The sequence below is a fragment of the Roseateles sp. P5_D6 genome (assembly GCF_054049415.1).
The window spans coordinates 78401-99806 of record NZ_JBFUMK010000023.1 but is presented as its reverse complement, the minus strand read 5'-3'; the positions used below and the strand labels follow the sequence as shown (position 1 = coordinate 99806).

The 21406-nt window shown below is 68.5% G+C and carries 25 protein-coding genes; 13 read left to right on the top strand and 12 right to left on the bottom strand.

Translation table 11 applies throughout. The features are described from left to right. The first annotated feature begins 144 nt into the window (after positions 1 to 144). The 6 genes from ACXJKM_RS24945 to ACXJKM_RS24920 all read left to right on the top strand — a co-directional run bounded on the left by ACXJKM_RS24945 (position 145) and on the right by ACXJKM_RS24920 (position 5879). Positions 145 to 1044, top strand: a complete 900-nt coding sequence (locus tag ACXJKM_RS24945; RefSeq protein ID WP_457355930.1) for a PEP-CTERM sorting domain-containing protein — start codon at positions 145 to 147, stop codon at positions 1042 to 1044. Between the two features lie 411 nt (positions 1045 to 1455). Beyond that, positions 1456 to 2046, top strand: coding sequence for a PEP-CTERM sorting domain-containing protein (locus tag ACXJKM_RS24940; protein ID WP_457355929.1), 591 nt, complete (start codon positions 1456 to 1458; stop codon positions 2044 to 2046). A gap of 147 nt (positions 2047 to 2193) precedes the next feature. Next, entirely contained in the window at positions 2194 to 2871 is a 678-nt protein-coding gene (locus ACXJKM_RS24935) for an ion channel (RefSeq protein ID WP_457355928.1), read from the top strand. 44 nt (positions 2872 to 2915) lie between these two features. Beyond that, positions 2916 to 3728: an alpha/beta hydrolase gene (locus ACXJKM_RS24930; RefSeq protein WP_457355927.1), complete on the top strand. Its 813-nt coding sequence runs from the start codon at positions 2916 to 2918 to the stop codon at positions 3726 to 3728. Positions 3729 to 3737: 9 nt separating this feature from the next. After that, positions 3738 to 3941 carry a TfoX/Sxy family DNA transformation protein gene (locus ACXJKM_RS24925; RefSeq protein ID WP_457355926.1) on the top strand — a complete coding sequence of 68 codons (204 nt, stop codon included), beginning with the start codon at positions 3738 to 3740 and terminating at the stop codon, positions 3939 to 3941. Between the two features lie 57 nt (positions 3942 to 3998). Then, positions 3999 to 5879, top strand: coding sequence for a hypothetical protein (locus ACXJKM_RS24920; protein WP_457355925.1), 1881 nt, complete (start codon positions 3999 to 4001; stop codon positions 5877 to 5879). Positions 5880 to 5966: 87 nt separating this feature from the next. Here the strand turns inward: ACXJKM_RS24920 and ACXJKM_RS24915 are convergent, their stop codons facing one another. From ACXJKM_RS24915 to ACXJKM_RS24900, 4 genes are all read right to left on the bottom strand, one after another. Beyond that, positions 5967 to 6623, bottom strand: a complete 657-nt coding sequence (locus tag ACXJKM_RS24915) for an energy transducer TonB (protein WP_457355924.1) — start codon at positions 6621 to 6623, stop codon at positions 5967 to 5969. A 145-nt stretch (positions 6624 to 6768) separates the two neighbouring features. Beyond that, on the bottom strand, positions 6769 to 7431 hold the full coding sequence (locus tag ACXJKM_RS24910) for a class I SAM-dependent methyltransferase (protein WP_457355923.1): 663 nt from the start codon (positions 7429 to 7431) through the stop codon (positions 6769 to 6771). Next, positions 7428 to 8249 (bottom strand): crotonase/enoyl-CoA hydratase family protein, encoded by an 822-nt coding sequence (locus ACXJKM_RS24905; protein ID WP_457355922.1) that lies wholly within the window; start codon positions 8247 to 8249, stop codon positions 7428 to 7430. Before ACXJKM_RS24905 ends, ACXJKM_RS24910 begins: the two co-directional genes overlap by 4 nt. Positions 8250 to 8256: 7 nt before the next feature. Further along, positions 8257 to 8445, bottom strand: coding sequence for an AbrB/MazE/SpoVT family DNA-binding domain-containing protein (locus tag ACXJKM_RS24900; RefSeq protein WP_457355921.1), 189 nt, complete (start codon positions 8443 to 8445; stop codon positions 8257 to 8259). A 61-nt stretch (positions 8446 to 8506) separates the two neighbouring features. Between ACXJKM_RS24900 and ureE the strand changes: the two genes are divergently transcribed. Then, positions 8507 to 9160: an urease accessory protein UreE gene (gene ureE / locus ACXJKM_RS24895; protein ID WP_457355920.1), complete on the top strand. Its 654-nt coding sequence runs from the start codon at positions 8507 to 8509 to the stop codon at positions 9158 to 9160. Between the two features lie 12 nt (positions 9161 to 9172). Here ureE and ACXJKM_RS24890 read toward each other — a convergent pair whose 3' ends face one another. Continuing rightward, the gene (locus ACXJKM_RS24890) at positions 9173 to 10000 is read right to left on the bottom strand and encodes a hypothetical protein (protein WP_457355919.1); all 828 of its coding nucleotides are present in this window, start codon (positions 9998 to 10000) and stop codon (positions 9173 to 9175) included. Positions 10001 to 10324: 324 nt separating this feature from the next. Here ACXJKM_RS24890 and ACXJKM_RS24885 point away from each other — a divergent pair, with 324 nt between their 5' ends. The 3 genes from ACXJKM_RS24885 (at position 10325) to ACXJKM_RS24875 (ending at position 12567) form a co-directional block, all read left to right on the top strand. Next, positions 10325 to 11011 (top strand): urease accessory protein UreF, encoded by a 687-nt coding sequence (locus tag ACXJKM_RS24885; RefSeq protein WP_457355918.1) that lies wholly within the window; start codon positions 10325 to 10327, stop codon positions 11009 to 11011. Between the two features lie 79 nt (positions 11012 to 11090). Then, entirely contained in the window at positions 11091 to 11735 is a 645-nt protein-coding gene (gene ureG, locus ACXJKM_RS24880; protein WP_457355917.1) for an urease accessory protein UreG, read from the top strand. Continuing rightward, positions 11725 to 12567, top strand: a complete 843-nt coding sequence (locus ACXJKM_RS24875; protein WP_457355916.1) for an urease accessory protein UreD — start codon at positions 11725 to 11727, stop codon at positions 12565 to 12567. The genes ureG and ACXJKM_RS24875 overlap by 11 nt, the downstream gene beginning before the upstream one ends. On the opposite strand, the gene ACXJKM_RS24870 is transcribed toward ACXJKM_RS24875, so the two are convergent. From ACXJKM_RS24870 to ACXJKM_RS24855, 4 genes are all read right to left on the bottom strand, one after another. Further along, positions 12568 to 12966 carry a hypothetical protein gene (locus ACXJKM_RS24870; protein WP_457355915.1) on the bottom strand — a complete coding sequence of 133 codons (399 nt, stop codon included), beginning with the start codon at positions 12964 to 12966 and terminating at the stop codon, positions 12568 to 12570. Next, positions 12966 to 13355 carry a DUF1801 domain-containing protein gene (locus ACXJKM_RS24865; RefSeq protein WP_056195178.1) on the bottom strand — a complete coding sequence of 130 codons (390 nt, stop codon included), beginning with the start codon at positions 13353 to 13355 and terminating at the stop codon, positions 12966 to 12968. The genes ACXJKM_RS24870 and ACXJKM_RS24865 overlap by 1 nt, the downstream gene beginning before the upstream one ends. A 17-nt stretch (positions 13356 to 13372) precedes the next feature. Further along, complete coding sequence (locus ACXJKM_RS24860; protein WP_457355914.1) at positions 13373 to 14140, bottom strand: TerC family protein; 768 nt, start codon at positions 14138 to 14140, stop codon at positions 13373 to 13375. A 107-nt stretch (positions 14141 to 14247) separates the two neighbouring features. Continuing rightward, positions 14248 to 14691, bottom strand: coding sequence for a hypothetical protein (locus tag ACXJKM_RS24855; RefSeq protein ID WP_457355913.1), 444 nt, complete (start codon positions 14689 to 14691; stop codon positions 14248 to 14250). A 262-nt stretch (positions 14692 to 14953) separates the two neighbouring features. Here ACXJKM_RS24855 and ACXJKM_RS24850 point away from each other — a divergent pair, with 262 nt between their 5' ends. The 3 genes from ACXJKM_RS24850 (at position 14954) to ACXJKM_RS24840 (ending at position 19371) form a co-directional block, all read left to right on the top strand. Then, the gene (locus tag ACXJKM_RS24850) at positions 14954 to 15961 is read left to right on the top strand and encodes an AraC family transcriptional regulator (protein WP_457355912.1); all 1008 of its coding nucleotides are present in this window, start codon (positions 14954 to 14956) and stop codon (positions 15959 to 15961) included. A gap of 109 nt (positions 15962 to 16070) precedes the next feature. Continuing rightward, on the top strand, positions 16071 to 18221 hold the full coding sequence (locus ACXJKM_RS24845) for a TonB-dependent receptor (RefSeq protein ID WP_457355911.1): 2151 nt from the start codon (positions 16071 to 16073) through the stop codon (positions 18219 to 18221). A 10-nt stretch (positions 18222 to 18231) separates the two neighbouring features. Next, on the top strand, positions 18232 to 19371 hold the full coding sequence (locus ACXJKM_RS24840; protein WP_457355910.1) for a serine hydrolase domain-containing protein: 1140 nt from the start codon (positions 18232 to 18234) through the stop codon (positions 19369 to 19371). Between the two features lie 52 nt (positions 19372 to 19423). Here ACXJKM_RS24840 and ACXJKM_RS24835 read toward each other — a convergent pair whose 3' ends face one another. From ACXJKM_RS24835 to ACXJKM_RS24825, 3 genes are all read right to left on the bottom strand, one after another. After that, complete coding sequence (locus tag ACXJKM_RS24835) at positions 19424 to 19669, bottom strand: hypothetical protein (protein ID WP_457355909.1); 246 nt, start codon at positions 19667 to 19669, stop codon at positions 19424 to 19426. A gap of 142 nt (positions 19670 to 19811) precedes the next feature. Further along, a complete protein-coding gene (locus ACXJKM_RS24830) occupies positions 19812 to 20789 on the bottom strand; it encodes a GlxA family transcriptional regulator (RefSeq protein WP_457355908.1) in 978 nt (325 codons plus the stop codon). Beyond that, positions 20782 to 21360, bottom strand: coding sequence for a cysteine hydrolase family protein (locus tag ACXJKM_RS24825; RefSeq protein ID WP_457355907.1), 579 nt, complete (start codon positions 21358 to 21360; stop codon positions 20782 to 20784). Before ACXJKM_RS24825 ends, ACXJKM_RS24830 begins: the two co-directional genes overlap by 8 nt. Positions 21361 to 21406 lie beyond the last annotated feature (46 nt).

Genomic DNA, 21406 nt, shown 5'->3' with positions numbered 1-21406 from the left:
CAAACACCAACATTTCGGCGGCCCCCGAACACGACACCTTCGGTGTACAGACGTATTTCCAGCACGCCAGGGATCAGCCGGATTTAGGGACTGACGGCGCCTGGGTAGACGCATAGCCTCCGGCCACTACACAAGGAGCCCGACATGCGCCTCTGCCTCAAAGTGCTGCCCCTCGCGCTGGCAAGCTTGCCTACCTTCGCGGCCGAACTGAGCCAACAGAATCTCGGCGCCACGGGCGCTCTCGTATCGAGTTGCGCCGGCCTGGCCACCGGCGCCTTCCCGACTGAAGGCAACTTGTTCGACTGGCAGCCGGGCCTGTCCAACTGCAACGCCGCCTCGACCACCACGCCGGGACAGCAGCTGGCGACCAGCGGCACCTACAACCAGGCAACGCCTTCCATTCAGGCGGACTCGCATGGCAGCGCTACCTACGGCTCGGTCGGGATGTACGCACATTTCCGCGCCAATGCCAGCGCCGGCTTCGCAGCGGCCGAAAGCACGGCAGGATGGACCGACACGTGGACGCTGATGCCGGCCAACCCGGCCCAGGTCGGCCAGAACGCCGTGGTGAGCTTCAGCGTCCATCTCGACGGCGTGCTCGATGGCCTGCCCATCGGCAACAGCTACACCCGGATCGGCAGCCAGGTCTGGCTCAACAACGCGCCGGTTGGCGGGCAGAGCTTTCGCGCCCAAGGCCAGGGGCAGGGCGGCTTTCCGTTTCACCAGGTGATCGACCAGGACGTCAACTTCAGCGTCACGGTCAAGCTGGGCACGCCGTTCGAGTTGGGTGTCTTCTCGCGAGCGTCTGCTGGCACGGCCGGTGCCGGGCCGAACTGGTTCAGCGAGGCCAGCAGCGACTTCGCCAGCACGCTGACCTGGCAAGGCGTCAGCGGCGTCACGGTGGCCGGCAGTGCCATCGGCTACACGCTGAGCAGCCAGAGCGGCATCGACTGGAACGTGCCCTATGCGCCGGTTCCCGAGCCCTCGGTGGCGCTGCTGCTGGGTGGCGGCCTGCTGGCGCTGGTGCTTCGTCGGCGCCGCTGAACCGGCTTGTGCGAATGGCCATTTCGGTCGTCCTGGGATCGGGAAACCCGACGCAGTCCTGAGATCCGTTGGGCATCTATGCGTTGGCCGACATCGCAGCCGACCCTCTGCCGCGCGAGAACCGTGTTGCAGCAAGTGCAACTGCCCGGACTGCTTGAGGTCCGCGAGCCGTGTGCCCGGCAAGGCCGGTAGACCGGACACCGTACGCGGTCGCAGCGGCGGGATCGACGGCAGCCCATCCACGCAAGCTCAGACAAGGGCGGGTCGTACGGCGGAGAGCTGCCACCCCGGCTAAACACGCCCCCGGGAACGCGCGGATGACCAGCCCATGGCGTGCTCCTATATTCGCGGCCGTGCTCGCGGTACCTTCGTACCGGTTTGGCACCGTTCACAAATCAACAGGGAGTTGACTTGACCTTTGCCCGCCTGACCCGTTCCTTGATGCTGGCCACCCTGACCGGGCTGAGCCTGGCCGCCCACGCTGACGTGACCTTGACCGTTGAGCGCCTGAGCGACACACGCGTGCGCGTGGATGCCAGCGGCACCCTCACCAGCGCCGATGCGTCGCTGGGCAATTCCCACATGCTGTTGGTCACCAGCATCTTCGGCACGCCGCCCGGCACCATGGTCAACGCGCCCGTGTTCGTGTCCAGCACGCTGACCGTCGGCGGCGTACCCATCGACTTCGCCTACGACGTGGGTGACCTTGGCATCCCCAGCATGCTGAACACGATTTACTTCGGCAACCACAACTTCACGTCCTTCACCTCTGGCGCCACGGTGGCGGGTGGCATGGTCTGGCAGCTCAACGACGGCGCCGTCTTCGCGTCCGTGGGTAGCGGTGGCGACGTGTACTGGGGCAACAACCAGATGGCTGGTGTGGGCGTCGTCACGGGCAGCTGGAGCATGGTGGCTGCTCCCGTGCCCGAGCCGGCGTCGTTTGCCCTGCTGGGCGGAGGCTTGGCCCTGCTTGCGCTGCGCCGCAGGCGCGGGCACGCCTGACGGGCGGCACTCCAGCATTCATCGCTACATTTCGCCTGCGGCGGTAGTGGCGGGTCGCTGGCGGACTGACCCCGTCGATCTGGCAGTCGAGCAGGACGGGGCCCTGACCCGCGAGTTGAGCGAAGCCGTACGGCACAGAATCCGGGCATGCAAGTTCGCCAGTCAAGACTTCTCGCCCTTACGCGCCGCCACCCGTCGGCCATTCTGCTGATCGTGCAGCTGGTCGGCCTGCTGCTCTACCCGATCCTCGAATCGACGCGTGCCGGTCCCATCGCCTTGAGCGCCTTCGGCATCACGGTGCTGATCTTCACGACCGGCATGGTGCGCCGCACGCCGGGCCTGACGTGGCTGAGCGTCTGCCTGGCCTTGCCGGCCATCGCCATGCTGGTGCTGCAGGCCGTGTGGGAGATGCACTGGCTGCAGCCTTGGTCCGCCGCGCTGGAAGCATTGTTCTACTTCTACGCCGCTGGCAGCCTCGTCGCCTACATGATGGGCGACATGCACGCGACGACCGACGAGCTGTATGCGGCCGGTGCCACCTTCACGCTGCTGGCCTGGGGCTTTGCCTACAGCTTCGTGGTGCTGCAGGCGGCGCAGCCAGGCAGCTTCTCGGCCGCCGTCAACGCTGAACAGCCCCGCACCTGGTCCGAGCTGATGTTCCTGAGCTTCGCGCTGCTGTCCAGCACGGGCATCGGCGACGTCATCCCGGTGCGGCCGCTGGCTCGGGCTGCGACCAGCCTGGAGATGTTCGTTGGCGTGGGCTACCTGGCGGCCGTGGTGTCGCGGCTGATCGGGCTGACGCTGCTGCGCCGGGGGTCTGCGTGACCGCAGGGCCCGGAACTGCGCAGAAGACAACTCGAGGGCCTTCCATGTCCAGACGCCTGTGTTTGCTTCTGAGCTTTGCCTGCCTGCTGTCCGCCTGCGGCGGTGGCGGGTCGAGCAGCGACGCGACGCCGGCCGTCACGCCGCCGCCGGTGGTGATCACGCCCAACTACGTCTACGTGGGCACGCTGGAGCGCGACAAGTCCATCACGTCCAGGATCACCGGCATCAACTACCCGTATCACGTCTACCTGCCGGAGAACTACGCGACCTCGGGCAAGAGTTATGCGGTGATGTACGCGACCGACGGGCAGTGGAGCTTCAATGCGTTCTCGCAGCTGCTGGACAAACGCCGTAAGCCGATGATCCTGGTGAACATCGAGCAGGGCCCGGGTGACCGCCGGGCCATCGACTACACCGTCAACGGCGCGCCGGCCTATGCCCGTTTCCTGAAGGAGGAACTGGCGCCGCTGATCGAGGCCAACTACCGCACGACGGGCGTGCGCAGCTTCTCGGGCACGTCCTACGGCGGGCTGCTGGGCTCCATCCTGCTGAGCACCGAAGCCGCGGGCACGCCCTTCTTCAGGAACTACCTGCTGTTCGACGGCGCCTTCTGGGCGCTGACGGCCAAGAACATCCAGGACGAACAGGCGCGCTTCATGGCCAGCAGCCGTTTGCCGGTGCACCTGATCCTGACCAGTGCGAATGCGCCGGGCAACGTGAACGACGTGATCGCCTACGAAGCGCGCTACAAGGGCCGCGCCTATGTGGACCTGCTGATCCAGCGCAAGGACTTCAACATCGCGCACAACGACGTGGGCGACCCGTCGTTCGATTGGGCGATTGACCAGATCGACTAGGGTCCGGACATGTCAGACATCGAGTCCCTGGCCGACCTCGGGCCCAAGTCGGCCGCGATGCTGGCTAGCGTCGGCGTCACGACGCTTGAAGAGCTGCGCGCGCTGGGCGCCGTCGCCACCTACGTCCGGGCCAAGCGGGCCGGGCATAACAATGTGTCGCTGAACCTGCTTTGGGCCCTGGAGGGCGCCCGCGCGGCAGTGACTGGCCGTTAGGATGAAAGCTCGGATCTGCAACCACGCACCGAGCCACACTTCCAGAAGGAACAGCCAATGCGCAAGGGACCCTGGGCAAACACACTCGCCGCCGCCTTCTGTCTGCTGTCGGCCTGCGCCGCCGGCGCCCAGCAAACCCGCCCGGCAAACCTGGAGCGCGTGGAGGTGGCCGGCAAGAAGGACGACCTCTCCGCGTGGCTGCGGGCCGAAAGCCAGCGCTTCGTTGTGTACTCCGACGCCAACCAGGAAGACGTCACCCAGCTGCTGGACAACCTGGAAAAGCTCGACCATCTGCTGCGCCTGTACACCCGGCCTAATCATCAAACCAAGGGCAAGGCCGACCAGCAGGAACCGAAGCTGACGCTGTACTACCACAGCCGGGTCTCGGCCCTGCGTGAGGTCGACGCCAGCGTGCCGGCCGATGCCGTGGGCCTGTACAGCAGTTGCGCTTCCGGCGTCCAGGGATTCGGCGTGCATCTGGAACGCGTCCCCAGCCTCGCCGACGAGCAACTCGACCGTTCACCGCTGGACGACACCCTGTCCTATGTCTTCGAGGCGTATGCGCGGCACTTCCTTTATCGCCACACGGACATCCGCGTCCCGACGTCGTTCGTCGACGGCTTTGCGCAGTACTTCTCCGCCGCGCGATTCTCGGAAAAGCAGATGGTGGTGGGCCGGGTGCCGAAGGAGATCGGTGGCTACCTGCGACTTGTCAGAGACAACCGGGTATCCAGCCTGGAATATGGCGACGTCCTGGAGGAGAAGCTCGCCAACGCCCACAACTATGCCGGACCGGGCGGGGCGCGCCTGGAGTTCGAGGCGAAGTCCTGGCTGTTGACGCACTACATGCTGTCCTCGGAAGAAAGGCGCCAGCGCCTGAACCGCTATCTCGGGCTCGTCGACCGCGGCGCCTCCCCGACGACGGCCTTCGAGCGGGCCTACGGCCTGAAGGCATCCGAGATCGGGCAGGTGATGTGGCGGTACAGCCTTCGGGGCACGGATGCCCTGCGTGTGGCACTCCCATCGCTGCCCGCCAGCCGGGTGAGGTTTCATGCGCTGCCCCGTGCGGCGGGCGAATTCGTGCTGGCGGATGCCGCCTTGAAGGCGTGCCCGAGCCGGCCAGCCGGGGAGGCGCTGTTGAAGAAGGTCGCAGGGCTGGCGGCGCAGTTCCCGAACGACGACCTGGCCCGCCTCACCTTGAGCCGGGCGCAGATCGACTGGGGCAACCCGCAAGAGGCCCTGCCTGCGCTGAATGCCGTGCTGCAAGGGGAGGACGCCAATTTCGAGGCCCGCTATCTGCTGGGCATGGCGAACCTGCGCCTGGCCGAGCGCAACGAGGGCGATGCCAAGCGCGCCTATCTCCAGGCTGCTCAGGGCCACCTGCAGCGCGCCCGCGGCTTGAACCCGCAATCGCAGGAAGCTGCCTTGGCCGTCTTCAAGACCGAGGTGGCCGCCACGGATGCCCCGGACAGCGCAGCGCTGGAGGGTGTCATCTCGGCCTGGCAGACCGCACGCGAAGTCGACGCGCTCGCGCGCTCCGCTGCGCTGGCCTACGCCTATGCCGGCAATGCGGATGAGGCCCACCATACGCTCGTTTCGCTGGCGCAAAACGTGCGCGACGAGCCTTCGGCCCAATGGGCCAAGCAGTGGCAGGGCCGCCTCGAAGCGGGCGTGACCCGCGGCGACATCCTTGCGGAGATGCGTCGCAACCCAGCGCCCGACGCGCCGTTCAAGGAGTGGACCATCGACAAGAAGGACACGCTGCAAAGCGTGGAGTTCATCTCCAACGCGGAAGCCTCGGCAGCCTTCCTCGAGACCATGGCGCTTAGCGCTGGGAAGCCCGCGCAGCAGAGCCAACTGATTGCTGCCGCGCAGGGGCTGCGCATGGAAGCCATGAGGCGGCGCAAGCTCGCGCCGGACAGCACGAAAAGGAATTAGCCATGGGATTCAGCGCGGCGCGGCACGAGGGACGCTGGAAGCCAACGCACGCGGGCAGGCCCGCCCGTCCTGGCCAAAGCCGCCTTCTCAGTCCTTCAGGTTCCAGGTGATGGGCGTGATGCCGCGCAGCGTCACGGGCTTGCCATTCACCGTGCCGGGCGTGCCCTTGCAGGACAGCACGAAGGTGACGGCCAGTCTGTCGAGCACCTTGTGCCTGCGTGACGGGCCGCTGGACTCGGCCACGCGCGCTTCAGAGATGGCGCCGGAGATGTCCATCGTGAAGACGACCATCGTCGTGCCTTGCACGTCGATGTCGGGATAGGCCGGTGAGCCGCACTTGCTGAAGTCCAGTTGCAGCGGTGTGCGCACCAGCGCGCCTCCCGGCTGGCCCCGGCCTGGTTGTGGTGCCGCTTCAGTGCCCGCGCCAGGCGAAGGCTGGGGGATGGCTGCGGCGGCGACGGTCGTCTCCGGCGGCTGCGTCACCTGCACTTCGGGCGGCGGTATGAAGCGCGGCGGTGGGGGAGACAAGGTGGGCAGTGGCAGCAAGGCCATCTTCGGCGATGGCGGCGGCGGTGTTTCTGGTTGGATGAGCTTGATCTCCACGGGGGCCTGCCGGGCGACCTGGACGATGTGGTGTGCCAGGCCGCTGACCAAGACCCAACCCAGCACGAGATGCAGCAGCACCACGACGCCGATGCCGGTGAAGCGCCTGCCCGGGCGGTGCTGCCATTGAGCGAAATCCACGCGGTTCTCCCTGGGTGAACGAATCCGGTCGGCGGGCTGTCACAGCGGGCCTCGATCCACGCAGGAATTGTTGCCTGATCGGGTGCTGGAATGAACATCTGCGATGACGAGCCGCGTCGCAATGGCGAAGCTCTTCGCGACGCGCTCAGATCCGCCTGAACACCAGCATGTGCCAGCGCGTGTCGGTGCTGGCCAGCACCGCGTCGTTGACGCTGCTGCTCTCCAGCATCAGTCCCAACTCGGTGAGCTGCCGCTGCAGCGTGGCCGGGGCGTGGTTGTGGAACCGACGGCCATCGGCGTCGCGGTCACCACTCAACTGGCCGGGGTTCATTTCCGGCAGGGCAATCAGCAGTGCGGGCCGGCAGCGGGCCACGTCGCCTGCGGCGAGAGGGCGAAGCTGCCGAGCGAGCGAAGCGAGTGCGCCAGGCAGGTCGGCGGGGGCGATGTGCATCAGCACGGCACTGCACGCCACGGCGTCGAAGCCCTGGGGGCAGCAGTCCGAGAAGGGCGTGCCCAGTTGGGGAAGGCTGGCGTCGCGCAGCCGTCCGGCAAGGTCGGGCCGCAGCCGCAGCGCGGTTTCGCGCATGGTGGCGTTGGGCTCCACGCCGAAGGCCTCGAACCCGGCCTGCTGCAGCGCCGCCACGTCCCGGCCCGAGCCCGCGCCGACGTCCAGCACCCAGGCGCCCGGCGGCAAAGCGGCTTCGAGAAGGGGCAGCATCGCGCTGCGACTGGCCTCGGTGGCGGCCAACTGGGTGGCGTAGCCGTCGTAGAACGTGGCTGTGCCGGCGTCCGCTGCGCTCGCGCTCAATTGCGGAAAGAGGGCACCGCGCCCTTGCCGGCCATCATGGCCTTGGTCAGGTCCTCGCTCATCAACATCGCGGCGTTCCAAGTCGCGATGTAGTTGAGGCCGTCGGCCACCGAGTGGTCGCGGGCGTAGTTCAGCTGCTCCTTGGTGCCGCGGATGGACAGCGGCGACTTGGACGCAATCGTCGCGGCGATCTCGCGCACGCCAACCCCAAGCGCCTCGCGGCTGTCGAACACGCGGTTGACGAGGCCGACCTGCTGCGCCTCGGCCGCTTCCACGCGCCGGCCCGTGTAGGCCAGCTCGCGCACCAGGCCCTGCGAGCCGATCAGCTTGGGCAGGCGTTGCAGCGTGCCGACATCGGCAACCATGCCGATGTCGATCTCCTTGATGGAGAAGTAGGCGTCAGCGCTGCAGTAGCGCATGTCGGCGGCGCAGATCAGGTCGATGCCGCCGCCCACGCAGGCACCGTGGATGGCCGCGAGCACGGGCTTGCGGCAGCGCTCCAGGCTGGTGAGCGTGTCCTGCATGTCCAGGATGACGCGGCGCAAGCCCTCGCGGGTGCGGCCGTCGCAGGGGTCTTCGATCTGCGGGGCGATGCCCATCATCATCTGCAGGTCGATACCAGCGGTGAAGTGCCTGCCTTCGCCTTCCAGCACGGCGACGCGCGCTTCTGGCTGCGTGTCCACCCAGTCGAAGGCGCGGCGGATGTCCTGCCACATCGCCGCGTTCATCGCGTTGGCCTTGTCCGGCCGGTTCAGGCGGACGGTGGCGATGTGGTCCTGGACGGAGACGGTGAGGGTTTCGAGTGTGGGCGCGGTCATTGGGGAGTCAAGGTGGTGGAACGGAGTCGGGTTGCGGCTCGGTCATTGCGGCATTGGCTCGCGTGAGTCGAATGCCCGTGGGCGTCTCGGTCAGCAGCATGACGTCACCTTCGGCGAGATTCAGGCGCGCCAGCACGGCGTCGGGAAGCACAAAGCCGAGCGAGCCCTCGGCTTCTACGAGTTGAACGATGTCCATGCTTGCCGCTCCTGTGGGTGACCGCGTTGACAATACTAACCAGCTGCCCTCCGAAACCATCATGCACACCTTCTCCAAACGTCTCCCCCAAGGCGGTGGCCTTGCCGCCGTGCTGCTCAAGCGCTCGCCCGCTCTCGAGCTTGATTGGGACACCCGCAGCAAGAGCCGATTCGGCGCGACTGACAGTTCCGGTCGCGAAGTGGCCGTTGTGCTGCCCCGCGGTACGGCGCTGCGCGGCGGCGACGTGCTTGTGGGTGAAGACGGTTCCCTGCTGCGCGTCATCGCCGCCCCCCAGCCCGTGCTGCAGGTGCGTTTCTGCGCAGAGCACGGCTCCGCATTTGATTTGCTGCGCGCCGCCTACCACCTCGGCAACCGCCATGTGCCGCTGGAGCTGCAGCCCGAGCTGCTGCAGTTCGAGCCCGACCCCGTGCTGGCCGACATGCTGCGCCGCCAGCACCTCATCGTGACCGAAGCGCAGGCCGCCTTCGAGCCCGAGGCTGGGGCCTATGGCGAAGGGGCTGGGCATGGCCACCATCACCATGGGCATGACGACCATGCCCATGGCCACGCGCACGACCATGCAACTGCATCGGCACCGACGCGCAAGCCGCTGCCCATTCCGGTCCACGTGCACGGCCCCGACTGCAAGCACGACCACGACCACGACCACGACCACGGGCACGGGCACGGGCACGGGCACGACCACGGGCACTGACGCCCGCGCGCGTCAGCCGTCGCGGTCGTCCGGCGGCGCAATGCCGCGCAATGCTTGGGTCATGTGGTGGACGCTGGCTTCAGGGCCCAGCAAGGCTCGCCCGCGTGCCAGCACCTGCTCGGCCTCGGCGTCGCGCCGTTCCTTGCCGAGCACCAGCACCACGCGGGCCAGCTGCACGTCGATGACGCGCTGCTGAGAGCGCAGCATCTCGGCCCGCTCGCTGGCCGAGAGCTTGCTCGGCGGATGTTCCTGGATGAGCTTGTAGAGGCTTTCCACACGGCCCACGACGGCGTCGACGCGCAGATGCTGGCTCGCGAGCTCGAACTCGTTCAGCTGGATCAGCGCGGGCAGCACGTCGAGCACGTCGCGCTCGGCCAGCACCGGGTCGCGGTCGGCGAGGCGCTTGAAGGCGTCGCGGGTGGACTCGCTCTGGCCGCCGAGGTAGTTGTTGATGTGGATGACCTCGCCCAGCGCCTGTTGGCCCGGGCGGCCGCCGGCATCGATCCGTGCCAAGGCCTGGTCGCGCACGGCCAGCAGCTGGGTCATGGCGGGTGCGTGGCGGTGCGCCAACGAGGCCCAGGCGGACAGCGCAAAGGACATGCGCACCCCCGACATCACCGGATCGCGTTCCAGCACATGCTCGTGGAACCACAGATGCTTCTCGGCGGCCACGGCGAAGCGGCCCTCGTCGGCATCCTTGCGAGCGCCGATCAGGATCTCGTGGGCGCTGGCCCCGGCTGGTGGTTCCCAGGCCTGGGCGCAAGGCGTGGCGCTGACCAGCACCGCGGCGAACAGCCCGGCCAGGGCGGGACGTCTGACGGCCGCTGTCTTGTCTCGCATGCTTGAGCCTCCTTGAAGTGCGGCGCAGTGTAGGCACGGCGCCGGTGTGAGCGGTAGCAGGTAGGTCGGCAATTTCCCCGTTGCGGCCTAGATGCCGCCGATGGCTGCAGCACGGCACAACTCGCGACTAGCATGCCGCCCGCCGCCCGCCGCAGGCCGCAGGTCGTCGCCCCCAGTGGCCACCGACTGGACGCGGCCTGACCTGCAAGGCTGGGGCAGCAACGACCCCAAGCAGACTCTCTCGGCGCGCTTCTACGGCGCGGGCGTCGCATTCCACTTCTGATGGCGAAGGTTGGGTGCGTCTGGCGGGGCCAGAATCGCCCCATGCCGACCCCCGCTGCCCCCACCTCGCTGCTGCACCTGCTCTGGCTGGCCTCGCCGGCCTTGCCGGTCGGCGGCTTCAGCTATTCCGAGGGCCTGGAGGCCGCGGTTGACGCCGGCGTCGTGCATGACGAGACCAGTGCCGGCGACTGGCTGCTGAACCAGCTCGAACTCGTGCAGGCGCGCGCCGAGCTGCCGATCGCGGCGGCGGCGCACGCGGCGACGCTGGCGCTTGATGGCGCGCGGCTGGCAGAACTCAATGCCTGGGTGCTGCACACGCGCGAAACCAGCGAGAGCCTGCAGCAGGCCCAGCAGATGGGCCGCAGCCTTGTGGTTTGGATGCAGGGCCTGATGCCCGATGCCGCGGTGCTGCCCCTGCTGCAAAAGCTCAAACCGGCGCCGACCTGGCCCGTCGTCATGGGTGCAGTCGCGGCGTCCCGCGGTGCTGCGTTGGAGCCGGCGCTGCAGGCCATCGCCTTCGGTTGGGCGGAGAACCTGATGCAGGCCGCGGTGCGTTGCGTGCCCCTGGGCCAGACCTCGGGGCAGCGCCTGTTGGCACGCCTCGTGCAAGTCATCCCGCAAGCCGTGGCGACCGCGTTGGCAGCGCCCGAGCCCATGGCCTTCGCGCCGCTGCTCGGCATCCATGGCGCCCGCCACGAAAATCAATATTCACGACTTTTCCGCTCATGACAAAAAAACGCCGGACCGCTCCAAGTTTTTTTATCCCCCTCGGGGGGGCTGACGCTCAGCGGCAGGTTGGGGGGCTCACATGACTCCCTTGCACGCAATTCCCAACCGCACCAAGAAGCTACCGCCTTTGCGTGTCGGTGTCGGTGGCCCCGTGGGCTCTGGCAAGACCACCCTCGTCGAGATGCTGTGCAAGGCCATGCGCGAGCGCTGGGACCTGGTTGTCGTCACCAACGACATCTACACCAAGGAGGACCAGCGCCTGTTGACAGTGGCCGGTGCGCTGGAGCCCGAACGCATCATGGGCGTGGAGACCGGCGGCTGCCCGCACACCGCCATCCGCGAGGACTGCTCCATCAACCTCGAGGCGGTGGACCGCATGCTGGAGAAGTTCCCCGACGCCGACATCGTKTTCRTCGARAGCGGCGGYGACAACCTSGCSGCCACCTTCAGCCCSGARCTSTCKGACCTGACCATCTACGTCATCGACGTGGCCGCCGGCGAGAAGATCCCGCGCAAGGGCGGCCCCGGCATCACCAAGAGCGACCTCTTCGTCATCAACAAGACCGACCTSGCGCCTCATGTCGGCGCCGACCTGAACGTCATGCGCAGTGACACCGCCCGCATGCGGCCCGTCAAGCCCTGGGTCATGACCAACCTGAAGACGCGCGACGGCCTGGACGAGGTGGTGCGCTTCATCGAGACCAAGGGCCTGCTTGTCGGCTGATCCCATCCGTTGGCCGGCGCGCCTGACGCTGAGCGCGGCGCGCGATGGCGGCAACGCCACCCGCGTGCATGCCCGCCACGACGGCCCGCTGCGCCTGCTGAAGACCCTCTACCCCGAGGGCGCCGGCATCGCGCATGCGGTGCTCGTGCATCCGCCCGGCGGCCTGGTTGGCGGTGACCGGCTCGACATCCACGTCGACGTGCAGGCCGGTGCCCATCTGCTGGTGACGACGCCGGCGGCGACGCGCTTCTATCGTTCCAACGCCGGCGAGGCGGCCCAGGTCGTGCAGGCCACGGTGGGCGAGGGCGCTCGCCTGGAATGGCTGCCGCAGGAGACGCTGGCCTATCCGGATTGCATCGCCCGCAACGAAGTGAAGCTCAGCCTCGCGCCGGGCGCCAGCCTGTTCGCGACCGAGGTGCTGGGCCTGGGCTTGCCCGCCGCGGCGCAACCCTTCGTGACCGGCCGGATGCTGCAGCATCTGGAGATCACCGGTCAATGGCTGGACCGTGGCTGGCTGGATGCGACGGACGCGGCGCTGATGGACGGCCCCTGTGGCCTGGCCGGCCATCGGGTGCTCGGCACGCTGGTCTATGCGCAGACCGGCACACTGGCTGATGTGGACGCGCTGCTGACCCACAGCCGCGCCTTGCTGGACGACGTGGCACGCAGCGGCGTCACGCATCTGGCCAGCCCACGCGGCGCAATGCTGCTTGCCCGCGTCGTCGGCGACGAAGTCGAGACGGTGACGCTGGCGCTGCGGCGGGTCAGGGCGCTGTGGCGCCAGCGGCTGTGGGCGTTGTCGAGCACAGACCCGCGCATCTGGGCCACCTGATCAGCGCTGCTCCAGCGCCCGCCATGTCGGAATGCAATGCCGCGCCAGCGCGGTGACCCAGTCGGGCTCCTCTGGCACGAAGGCGATGCCCAGGGTCGGGCTGACGAGAAAGCCGGCCCGCTCGAAGGCGTCGGCATCCTGCGCGAGCACGAAGCCGCCCAGCGCGGCAAAGGGAATGACGACCGTGCCCAGTTGCAGCACCGGCGCGCGCCGGGTGATCTCCTCAAGGCGTCCGCTGTCCTGGAAGCGCAGCACGCAATGGCCGTAGTCGTACTCGTCCAGCGCGGCCGCGTTGCGGGAATGTTGGTTGGGCGGCCCCAGCCTTGCGACCAGCTCCTCGACGCCCAGGCTGAAGGGCAGGTCGTCGAAGGCCTCGAACGGCTGCAGGCGTAGCGCCATCACCGGCGCCTGCGCATGTCGGCGCAGGCTGTCTCGATCAGTGCCCGCAGGGCGGGCTCGTCGACGGGCTCGGCGGGCCGGAGTTTGACATGGCGCATGGCCTTGCCCGTGCCCTGCAACAGGCCGGCCGGGTCGGCCAGCTCGGCGCCCTTGAAGAAGCCGACATTGACATGGGCCGTGAAGGCATTGACGTAGCCGAAGGCCGCGTCGCCGACGCAGGCGGTCGGGTGGCCGTCATGCAGCAGTTCGCGCACGTCGGCGCCGCAGCGGCGCATGGCGTCGAACCAGTGCCGGGCAATGTCGCCCAGCGCGCCCGTATGGGCCTGCATCCAGGCCTCAATGTCCGGATCGTGCGGGACCGCGGTCGGGAAACGCATCAGCTTTTCCATGACCGCGGATCATCGCTTCAATCGCCCGAACTGCCAGGGATCTGCTGGCGCAGCTTGACCTTGCTGGCCGACTTGCGGCGCATCTTGATGTTCATCATCTCCACACCCAGCGAGAAGGCCATCGCGAAGTAGATATAGCCCTTGGGCACGTGGTGGCCGAAGCCCTCGGCGACCAGCACCACGCCGACGACGACCAGGAAGCTCAGGGCCAGCATCTTGATGGTCGGGTGGTTGGACACGAAACGGCCGATGGGGCCGGCGAACAGCATCATCAGACCGACCGAGGCGATGACGGCGCCAATCATGATGCGCACGTCGTCCACCATGCCGACGGCGGTGATGATGGAGTCCAGCGAGAACACCAGGTCGATGACCATGATCTGCAGGATGACGGCGCCAAAGGCCGCCTTGGCCTTGCCGCCGGCGCTGGTGCCTTCGTCCTCGCCTTCGAGCGAGCCGTGGATTTCACCGGTGCTCTTCCAGATCAGGAAGAGGCCGCCGCCGATGAGGATGAGGTCGCGCCCCGAGATGCCCCGTTCGACGCCGGGCACGTTGAACAGCGGCTCGACCATGCCGACGATCCACGCCAGCACCATCAGCAGGCCGATGCGCATGAACATCGCTGCGAACAGACCCGCACGCCGCGCGGTTTCCTGCTGGGCCTTGGGCAGCTTGTCCACCAGGATGCTGATGAAGATGATGTTGTCGATGCCCAGTACCAGCTCCAGCGCGGTCAGCGTGGCGAGGGCGATCCAGGTCTGCGGGTCGGAGAGCAGTTCAAGCATGGCGGGCGGTCCGTGGTGAGCCGGGCATTGTCGCCAGCGCCCTGCCGGCCGCGGACAGCCTCAGGCTGAACGAAGCTTCGGTTTTGCTTTGGGTGTGGGCCTGCGGCCTATTTCAGGATCAGTTCCTGCAGCTGCATGTTGCCGACCAGCTTGCGCATGGCGCCGCGCTCGCCGGCGGCGACGTCCTGCTTGCGTGTGTCGGCCGCCAGCATGGCCTCGATCTTCTTCTGGAAGGCCAGTTGCTGGGCATTGTTCTGGTAGTCCTTGATCTCGACGGCCAGCACCAGGTCGGGCTCACCATGGCGCTGGGCGTTCACGGCCAGCACGTGGTACGAGACGATGATGCCTTCCTTCTTGCCCAGCTCCTGCACCTTCTTCCAGTTGGCGCCGAGGTAGTCCATGTACTTCTCGAAATGACCCGGTTCGATCTGGATGTTGGAAAAGAACCAGACCGAACCCGGCGTGTAGCTGGAATCCTCGGCCAGGGCCGGCAGCGACAGGCACAGGGAAAAGGCCGCGGCGGCGGCGCACAGGGTGGCTTTGAAGTTCATGGCTTGCTCCTTGGGGTTGATGCACGTCAGCGTGAGGCTGCGGGCGGCGGCAGTGTGTGAAACGGGGCGGCCGCGAGGACAGCGATGCGACCGGGGCGGCAAATCGGCCACCGAGTTCGGCGCGATTGCGACGGGTTGCACGGACAGCTTGGGGACGGCTCGAACTAGGGGATGCGCTTCGTCACGCCTGTCTCGGGGGTGACTGTCGCGTCCACGCATTGCACCAATGGCGGCGGGCCGGGATTTGGCCTACAACCCGGCCATGCTGCCCACCGCCGCCGTCAGCGCCGACCAGCCCCTGCAAGGGGCCGAGGTCGATGCCGCGCTGAGCAACTCGCGCCTCGTCGCCGTCTGTGAGACCAGCAACCCCGACGAGGCCCAGGCCGTGCTCAGTGGCGTCTATGGCCCGCATGCCCTGCGCATCGGCGACGAGAACGGCCTGGCGCTGAAGCTGCGCGGCGCCGAGTTCGCCCGCCTGCACCTGGGCGAGGTGCGCTATGGCACGTCCACCCGCATGGCCATGCCGCGCGCCCATGGGCATTGGGTGTTTTCCTATCTTCGCCAGGGGGAAGTCTGGCGTGGCGGCCGGCGCGACCTGTACGGCGCTGGTGATGCCGGTGTCATCGCGCCCGACGAGGTGCAGGGGCTGGAGATGTCGGGTGACATGGAACTGCTGAACCTGCGCGTAGCGGACGCCGACATGGGCAGCGCCTGCCGCGCGCTGCTGGGCTCGGACATGGCCCATGCGCTGCGCTTCGAGGGCCGCGCCCAGGCCGGCGGCGCGCCGGTGGCGGCCCTGCTGCGTGTGCTCGGCCACCTGGCCGCCACGCCGGCCTACCCGCATGCGGCCGCCGCGCGGCTGGAGGACGGCCTGCGCGACGCGGCCCTGTTCGAGCTGCTGCTGGCCTGGCCCAACAACTACACCCGCGGGTTGGATGCTCCGGCCGCACTGCCGGCTTCCACGCGGCGGGCCCGCGACTACATCCACGCCCACGCGGCCGAGGCGCCGTCGGTGGCTGAGATCGCCCGCGCTGCCGGCGTCGGCGTGCGCGCGCTGGCAAGCGGCTTCGAGCGCCATTTCGGCGTGTCGCCACAGCGCTATCTGCAGCAGTACCGGCTGGACCGGGCGCGCGAGGAGCTGCGCTCCGCCGCACCGGGCGTCACGGTGACCTCTGTCGCCGCGCAATGGGGCTTCTGGCAGCTTGGCAGCTTCGCGGCGCGCTACCGCGAGCGCTTTGGCGAATCACCGAGTGAGACGCTGAAGGGCTGAGAAGTTCCGATTCGGCACATCGCGCTGCCGATTCGCCATAGCCGGCTCCCAGCGGGCTCGCGACCATGCTCTTACGCCGCCACACAGACGCGGCGACCGGAGACAGAGCATGAGATTCAGCCCCCTCGCGCTGGCCGCGGCGTCCACGCTGGCCGCAGCGCAGTCCGACAACGTGCAGATCGAGCGCGTCGTCATCACGGCCGAGCGCCGCGTGACGGTGCTGGACACCACGCCCGCGGCCATCACCGCGCTGAATGGCGCCCGCCTGGCCGAGCGCGGCGACACCGGCCTGGCCGACCTCGTCATGCTCAGCCCCAACACCGCATTCACGAACGGGCAGGGCGCCACCCAGCTGTTTGTGCGCGGCATCGGCAATGTCTTCATCCTGGCCGGTGGGGACCCCGGCGTGGCCCTGTATGCCGACGGCGCCTATGTGTCGGACCAGACCAGCTCCAACACCGCCCTGTTCGACACCCAGCGCGTCGAGATCCTGCGCGGGCCGCAGGGTGCGCTCTACGGCCGCAATGCCACCGGCGGCGCGGTCAACATCATCTCGGCGCTGCCGACCTCCACGCTGCAGGCGCGCGTCGGCCTGCTGTTCGGCAGCGACAACCGGCATGAGAGCGAGGGCTTTGTCTCCGGGCCTTTGAGCGACGGGCTGGAAGGCCGGCTGTCCTACCAGGTCAAGGAGGCCGACGGCTACACCCGCAACCCGCTGGTCGAGGGCCCACGGCGCCTGGACGACCTGTCCAGCCGCGCGCTGCGGGCCCAGGCGCAGTCCAACCTGGCCGGCTTGGGCACGCTGCGCCTGGTGGCTGGCCACTACCGCGAGCGCGACGCTGGCATGAGCGTGCCGGTGCTGGCCGACCCGGTGTCCATTCCCGTGCTGCTCTACGGCGTCACGCAGAGCAGCGACCCACGCGTCGTCAAGAGCCAGGGCTCGAGCAACCGCGTCGAGGTCAACACGGCGCAGGCGCTGCTGGAATTGCCTATTGGCACGAACACTCTGAGCGCGTCCCTGAGCTGGCGGCGCAGCAAGGTCGACCGGCTCTGGGACAGCGACACCACCGAAGCCGCGGTCACGACCTCGGGCTTCCTGACCGGCAGCACCGACAAGAGCCTGGACATCCATCTCGCCTCCGACGAGGGCAGCCCCCTGCAATGGCTGGTCGGCGTGACGGCCCTGCAGTTCGACCAGAGCCAGGACATCACCATCCTCACCCAGGTGCCGCTGGGCTTTCTCGTGCCGGGCGCGCCGCTGACCGTGCCCTTCCCGGGCGGCGTCGGCTTCCTGCTCGGTGGCAGCGTGCATACGCGCTCTAGCGCCGCCTATGCCGACCTGCGCTACATGCTGAATCCGCAGTGGTCGCTGCTGGCCGGCCTGCGCGTCAACCACGACAGCAAGCGCGCCGACGAATACCAGAACATCGCCGCCTTCGGTCTGGCCGGCACCGGCCACCCGAGCGACGGCTGGACCAGCACGCCGGGCAGCGTCGGCATCGAATACAAGCCCGCCGCCGGCACCCTGGCCTATGCGCGCTGGGCACATGGCTTCAAGTCGGGCGCCGTCAACCTCGGCGCGCTGCAGCCGAATCTCGTCAAGCCGGAGAAGGTCAGCAGCATCGAACTCGGCTTCAAGACCGAGTTCCTGGAGCGCCGCGGCGTGCTCAGCGCCGCCGTCTTCAGCAGCCGCTACAAGGACATGCAGGTGTCGCAGGTCGGCCAGGCGACCACCATCCTGGCCAACGCGTCGGCGGCCCGCATCGACGGCGTCGAGGTCGAAGCCGCCGTCAAGCCCATCGCGCCACTGACGCTGTCTGTCGGCCTCGGCCTGATGGATCCCAAGTACACGGACTTCACCAACGTCGACCTGCGCAACGCCCCCACAACGCCGGTCAATGTGCGCGGCCGCCAACTGGCGCAGGCCTCCAAGCAGCAGGTCACGCTCGGGGCTGAATGGGCCGGCAGTGTGGGCGAGCTGCGCACCACGCTGCGCGCCGACTACAGCTGGCGCGGCCGCTTCTACTTCACCGAGTTCAACACGCCGGATGCGATGCAGGGCGCCTACGGACTCCTGAACCTCACCGCCACGCTGCGGCCGGCTGCCGGGCACTGGAAGCTCTGGGCGAATGTGCGCAACGTGGCCGACACGACGGCCTACACCAGCATGAGCATCGCCTCGCCTCTGCTGGGCGCCGCCCGCCAGGTCACCTACACGCCGCCGCGGCAGTTCGCCATCGGCGCCAGCTTCGACTTCTGAGGAGACCGCTATGAAGCATCTGCTGGGCCACCACCAGCCCCGCTGGGAACCGCTCGCCGACGCGTTCGACGCGCTGTTCGAGCGCGGCGACGACCTGGGCGCATCACTCGCGCTGACCATCGAGGGCGAGCTTGTGCTCGACCATTGGGGCGGCTGGTGCGACGAGGCGCGGCAGCAGCTCTGGGACCGCAACACGCTGACCCATGTCTGGTCCACCACCAAGACCATGACCTCACTGTGCGCCCTGCTGCTGGCCGACCGCGGCGAGCTGGACCTGGACGCACCGGTGGCCGCCTACTGGCCCGAGTTCGCCGCCAACGGCAAGAGCGGCATCCTGGTGCGCGACGTGCTGGGCCACACCTCGGGCGTCAGCGGCTGGGAGCAGCCCATGGGCATGGGCGACCTCTGCGACTGGGAGCGCAGCACGGCCCTGCTGGCGGCGCAGTCGCCCTGGTGGACGCCGGGCAGCGCCTCGGGCTATCACGCGCTGAACTACGGCCATCTGGTCGGCGAGCTGATCCGCCGCATCACCGGGCAGAAGACCGGCGCCTTTCTCGCCAGCGAGCTGGCCGGACCGCTGGGCGCCGACTTCCACATCGGCCTGCCGCCCGAGCACGATGCGCGCGTGGCTCGCGTCGTGCCGCCGCCACCTACGCCGGTCGACTTCTCGGCCATCCCACCCGACAGCCCCATGCTGCGCACCCTGGGCAACCCCGCGCCCGACGCGGCCTACAGCCACCGCGAGGACTGGTGCCGGGCCGACATTGGTGCGGCCAACGGTCATGGCAATGCGCGCTCGGTAGCGCGGCTGCAGTCCATCGTCGCCTGCGAGGGCACGCTCGCCGGCCGGCGTTGGTTGAAGCCCGAGACGGTGGGTCGCATCTTCGACGTGCAGGCCCGCGGCATCGACCTCGTGCTCGGCGTGCCGCTGTGCATGGGCATCGGCTACGGCCTGCCCGAACCGGCCACGCTGCCCTTCATCCCCGAGCAGCGCATCTGCTTCTGGGGCGGCTGGGGCGGGTCGCTGGTGCTGGTGGACGTGCAGAGGCGGCTCTGCCTCGCCTACATGATGAACCGCATGGCGCCGGGTGTTGTTGGCGGGCCTAACGCGGCGATGCTGGTGCAGGCGCTTTACGCCTGCTGCGCCTAGAAAAAGAAAAAACCCGCCAGCGGCGGGTGGGGTGACTGACGGCAGCGTGGGCTCAGACGATCCAGACCGGCATCTGGGCGGCGGCTACCGTGGTCACGTCACGACGGCCTTCGATGACGACGCGCGGCAGCTGGGCCACCACCGGCGCTTCGGCACGCTTGCCAACGATGACCACGCGTTCCAGCTTCACGATCTCGGTGGCCGGAGCCGCCGTGCGGTTGGCCAGGCTCACACCGGCAGCGGCTGCGGCGGCGACGGAAGCGATGGCGACGATGAAGGTCTTGGCGGCGGTGTTCATGGTGGGCTCCGGTGGGTTGCTGTGTCAGTGATTGCAGTTTCGTCACTGACCCCGTGCGCCGCGAGTGCCGGGCGACGGATCGCCGGCGCGGGCGGATGAACTGCAATTGCGCGGGACGAACCGGCGCCACCCAGGCCCTGCGTTAGCGCCTGGCGCTGGATGGCGTGCCCGGCCAGCCGACCGCGGCCCAGGCGCGGCGCAGTTGCAGCTCGGAGTTGAAACCGGCCGCCTCGCTGGCCGCGCTGACGCTGGCGCCGGCCTCCAGCGAACGCTTGGCGACGGCCAGGCGCACGCCGCGCAGATAGGCCTGGGGGCTGGTGCCGGCGTATTGGGCGAACAGGCGGCTCAGCGTGCGCGGCGTGGTCGCGGCGAGGTCGGCCATGCGCTCCAGCGGCCAGTCCTCGGCCGGTGCCACGCTCAGCGCGTCCTGCACGCGGTGCAGGCGCGCATTCAGGTGCTGGCGGTGGGCCAGCAGAGGCGACAGCTCGGGGTCGCCCGGGCCACGGCGCAGCGCCACGGCCATCTGCTCGGCGACGCGCGCGGCGACCAGCTCGCCGGCATGCGCGGCGATCAGATGCAGGGCCAGGTCGATGCCGGCCGTCACGCCGGCGCTGGTGAACACCTCGCCGTCCTGCACGAAGACGCGGTCCTGCAGCACCGTGCAGCGGGGCGCGAGGCGGGCAAGGTCGCCAAGATGCTGGTGGTGCGTGGTCGCCCGGCGGCCGTCGAGCAGGCCGGCGTGGGCTGCCAACAGGGCGCCTGAGCAGACGGTCACCAGACGCAGACCCGGCCGCCCCGGAACCAGGCGAGACAGCCAGGCGACGAGTTCGCGCTGTTGCATCGGCTGCCGCGCTTCCGCGGCCGAGGTGCGGCCGACAAGGATGACCCAACTGTCTTCGGGCAGGCTGCTCGGCAGAGGTTCGAGTGCCTGCACCTGGATGCCCACCGAGCCGATCGATTCGCTGCGCGCGCCGACGAAGCGCAATTCGAATGGCGGGACGGCCAGCTGCAGGGCTGCGATTTCCAAGCTGGCCAGGCGCAGCGCTTCGGCCGGCCCGGCCCAGTCGAGAACGAGGCTGTCGTCCTGCAGGACGAACAGCACCTGTTTGGGTTCAGGCAATCGCGGCTTCCTTGTCGGTGACGGCCTGCAACGCACCTTCTGCATCCATGATGCGGGCGAAGCGGCCGTCCAGCACGGCGGCGGTGCGGGCGCGGAGCTGGGCGGGCGTCAGGGGCGAGCCGTCGGGGTGTTGCATCGTGAAGGTGAGTGTCGCCTCGGGCACGTAGATGACCTCCCAGCCGAGGTCCGACGCATGGCGGGTCGTCGTCTCGCAGCATTGCTCGGTGCGGATGCCGCTGATGACGAGCTGGCGGATGCCCTGCTGCGTCAGCCACACGTCCAGGCCGCTGCCGACCAGGGCGCTGTGGCGGGTCTTGTGCACGGTCAGGTCGGCCTTGAAGTCGCGCAGGCCTTCGAGCGGGCGCACATGGCCGCTTTCCAGGCTGAAGGGGTCGGCGCCGGTCGCATCGGGCTGCACGTGAAAGACGCGCACGATGGGCAGACCGGCGGCCTCGAAGCCCTCGATGAGGCGGTTTTGCGCGGCCAGGTAGGCGGCAAGGCCGTCGGTTTCGAAGCTGGAGCGCTGGGTGAAGGAGTGCTGGACGTCGATGACGATGAGGGCGGTGGTCATGGTGGGCCTCGTTGTTGGTTGAGGCCTTCAGTGTTCCGCCATCATG

Excerpts from the sequence above, each read along its gene's own strand:
- ACXJKM_RS24945 (WP_457355930.1), top strand. The coding sequence starts at position 145 with ATGCGCCTCTGCCTCAAAGTGCTGCCCCTCGCGCTGGCAAGCTTGCCT.
- ACXJKM_RS24935 (WP_457355928.1), top strand. The coding sequence starts at position 2,194 with ATGCAAGTTCGCCAGTCAAGACTTCTCGCCCTTACGCGCCGCCACCCG.
- ACXJKM_RS24930 (WP_457355927.1), top strand. The coding sequence starts at position 2,916 with ATGTCCAGACGCCTGTGTTTGCTTCTGAGCTTTGCCTGCCTGCTGTCC.
- ACXJKM_RS24925 (WP_457355926.1), top strand. The coding sequence starts at position 3,738 with ATGTCAGACATCGAGTCCCTGGCCGACCTCGGGCCCAAGTCGGCCGCG.
- ACXJKM_RS24920 (WP_457355925.1), top strand. The coding sequence starts at position 3,999 with ATGCGCAAGGGACCCTGGGCAAACACACTCGCCGCCGCCTTCTGTCTG.
- ACXJKM_RS24905 (WP_457355922.1), bottom strand. The coding sequence starts at position 8,249 with ATGACCGCGCCCACACTCGAAACCCTCACCGTCTCCGTCCAGGACCAC.
- ACXJKM_RS24900 (WP_457355921.1), bottom strand. The coding sequence starts at position 8,445 with ATGGACATCGTTCAACTCGTAGAAGCCGAGGGCTCGCTCGGCTTTGTG.
- ureE (WP_457355920.1), top strand. The coding sequence starts at position 8,507 with ATGCACACCTTCTCCAAACGTCTCCCCCAAGGCGGTGGCCTTGCCGCC.
- ACXJKM_RS24890 (WP_457355919.1), bottom strand. The coding sequence starts at position 10,000 with ATGCGAGACAAGACAGCGGCCGTCAGACGTCCCGCCCTGGCCGGGCTG.
- ACXJKM_RS24885 (WP_457355918.1), top strand. The coding sequence starts at position 10,325 with ATGCCGACCCCCGCTGCCCCCACCTCGCTGCTGCACCTGCTCTGGCTG.
- ACXJKM_RS24870 (WP_457355915.1), bottom strand. The coding sequence starts at position 12,966 with ATGGCGCTACGCCTGCAGCCGTTCGAGGCCTTCGACGACCTGCCCTTC.
- ACXJKM_RS24865 (WP_056195178.1), bottom strand. The coding sequence starts at position 13,355 with ATGGAAAAGCTGATGCGTTTCCCGACCGCGGTCCCGCACGATCCGGAC.
- ACXJKM_RS24860 (WP_457355914.1), bottom strand. The coding sequence starts at position 14,140 with ATGCTTGAACTGCTCTCCGACCCGCAGACCTGGATCGCCCTCGCCACG.
- ACXJKM_RS24855 (WP_457355913.1), bottom strand. The coding sequence starts at position 14,691 with ATGAACTTCAAAGCCACCCTGTGCGCCGCCGCCGCGGCCTTTTCCCTG.
- ACXJKM_RS24850 (WP_457355912.1), top strand. The coding sequence starts at position 14,954 with ATGCTGCCCACCGCCGCCGTCAGCGCCGACCAGCCCCTGCAAGGGGCC.
- ACXJKM_RS24845 (WP_457355911.1), top strand. The coding sequence starts at position 16,071 with ATGAGATTCAGCCCCCTCGCGCTGGCCGCGGCGTCCACGCTGGCCGCA.
- ACXJKM_RS24840 (WP_457355910.1), top strand. The coding sequence starts at position 18,232 with ATGAAGCATCTGCTGGGCCACCACCAGCCCCGCTGGGAACCGCTCGCC.
- ACXJKM_RS24835 (WP_457355909.1), bottom strand. The coding sequence starts at position 19,669 with ATGAACACCGCCGCCAAGACCTTCATCGTCGCCATCGCTTCCGTCGCC.
- ACXJKM_RS24825 (WP_457355907.1), bottom strand. The coding sequence starts at position 21,360 with ATGACCACCGCCCTCATCGTCATCGACGTCCAGCACTCCTTCACCCAG.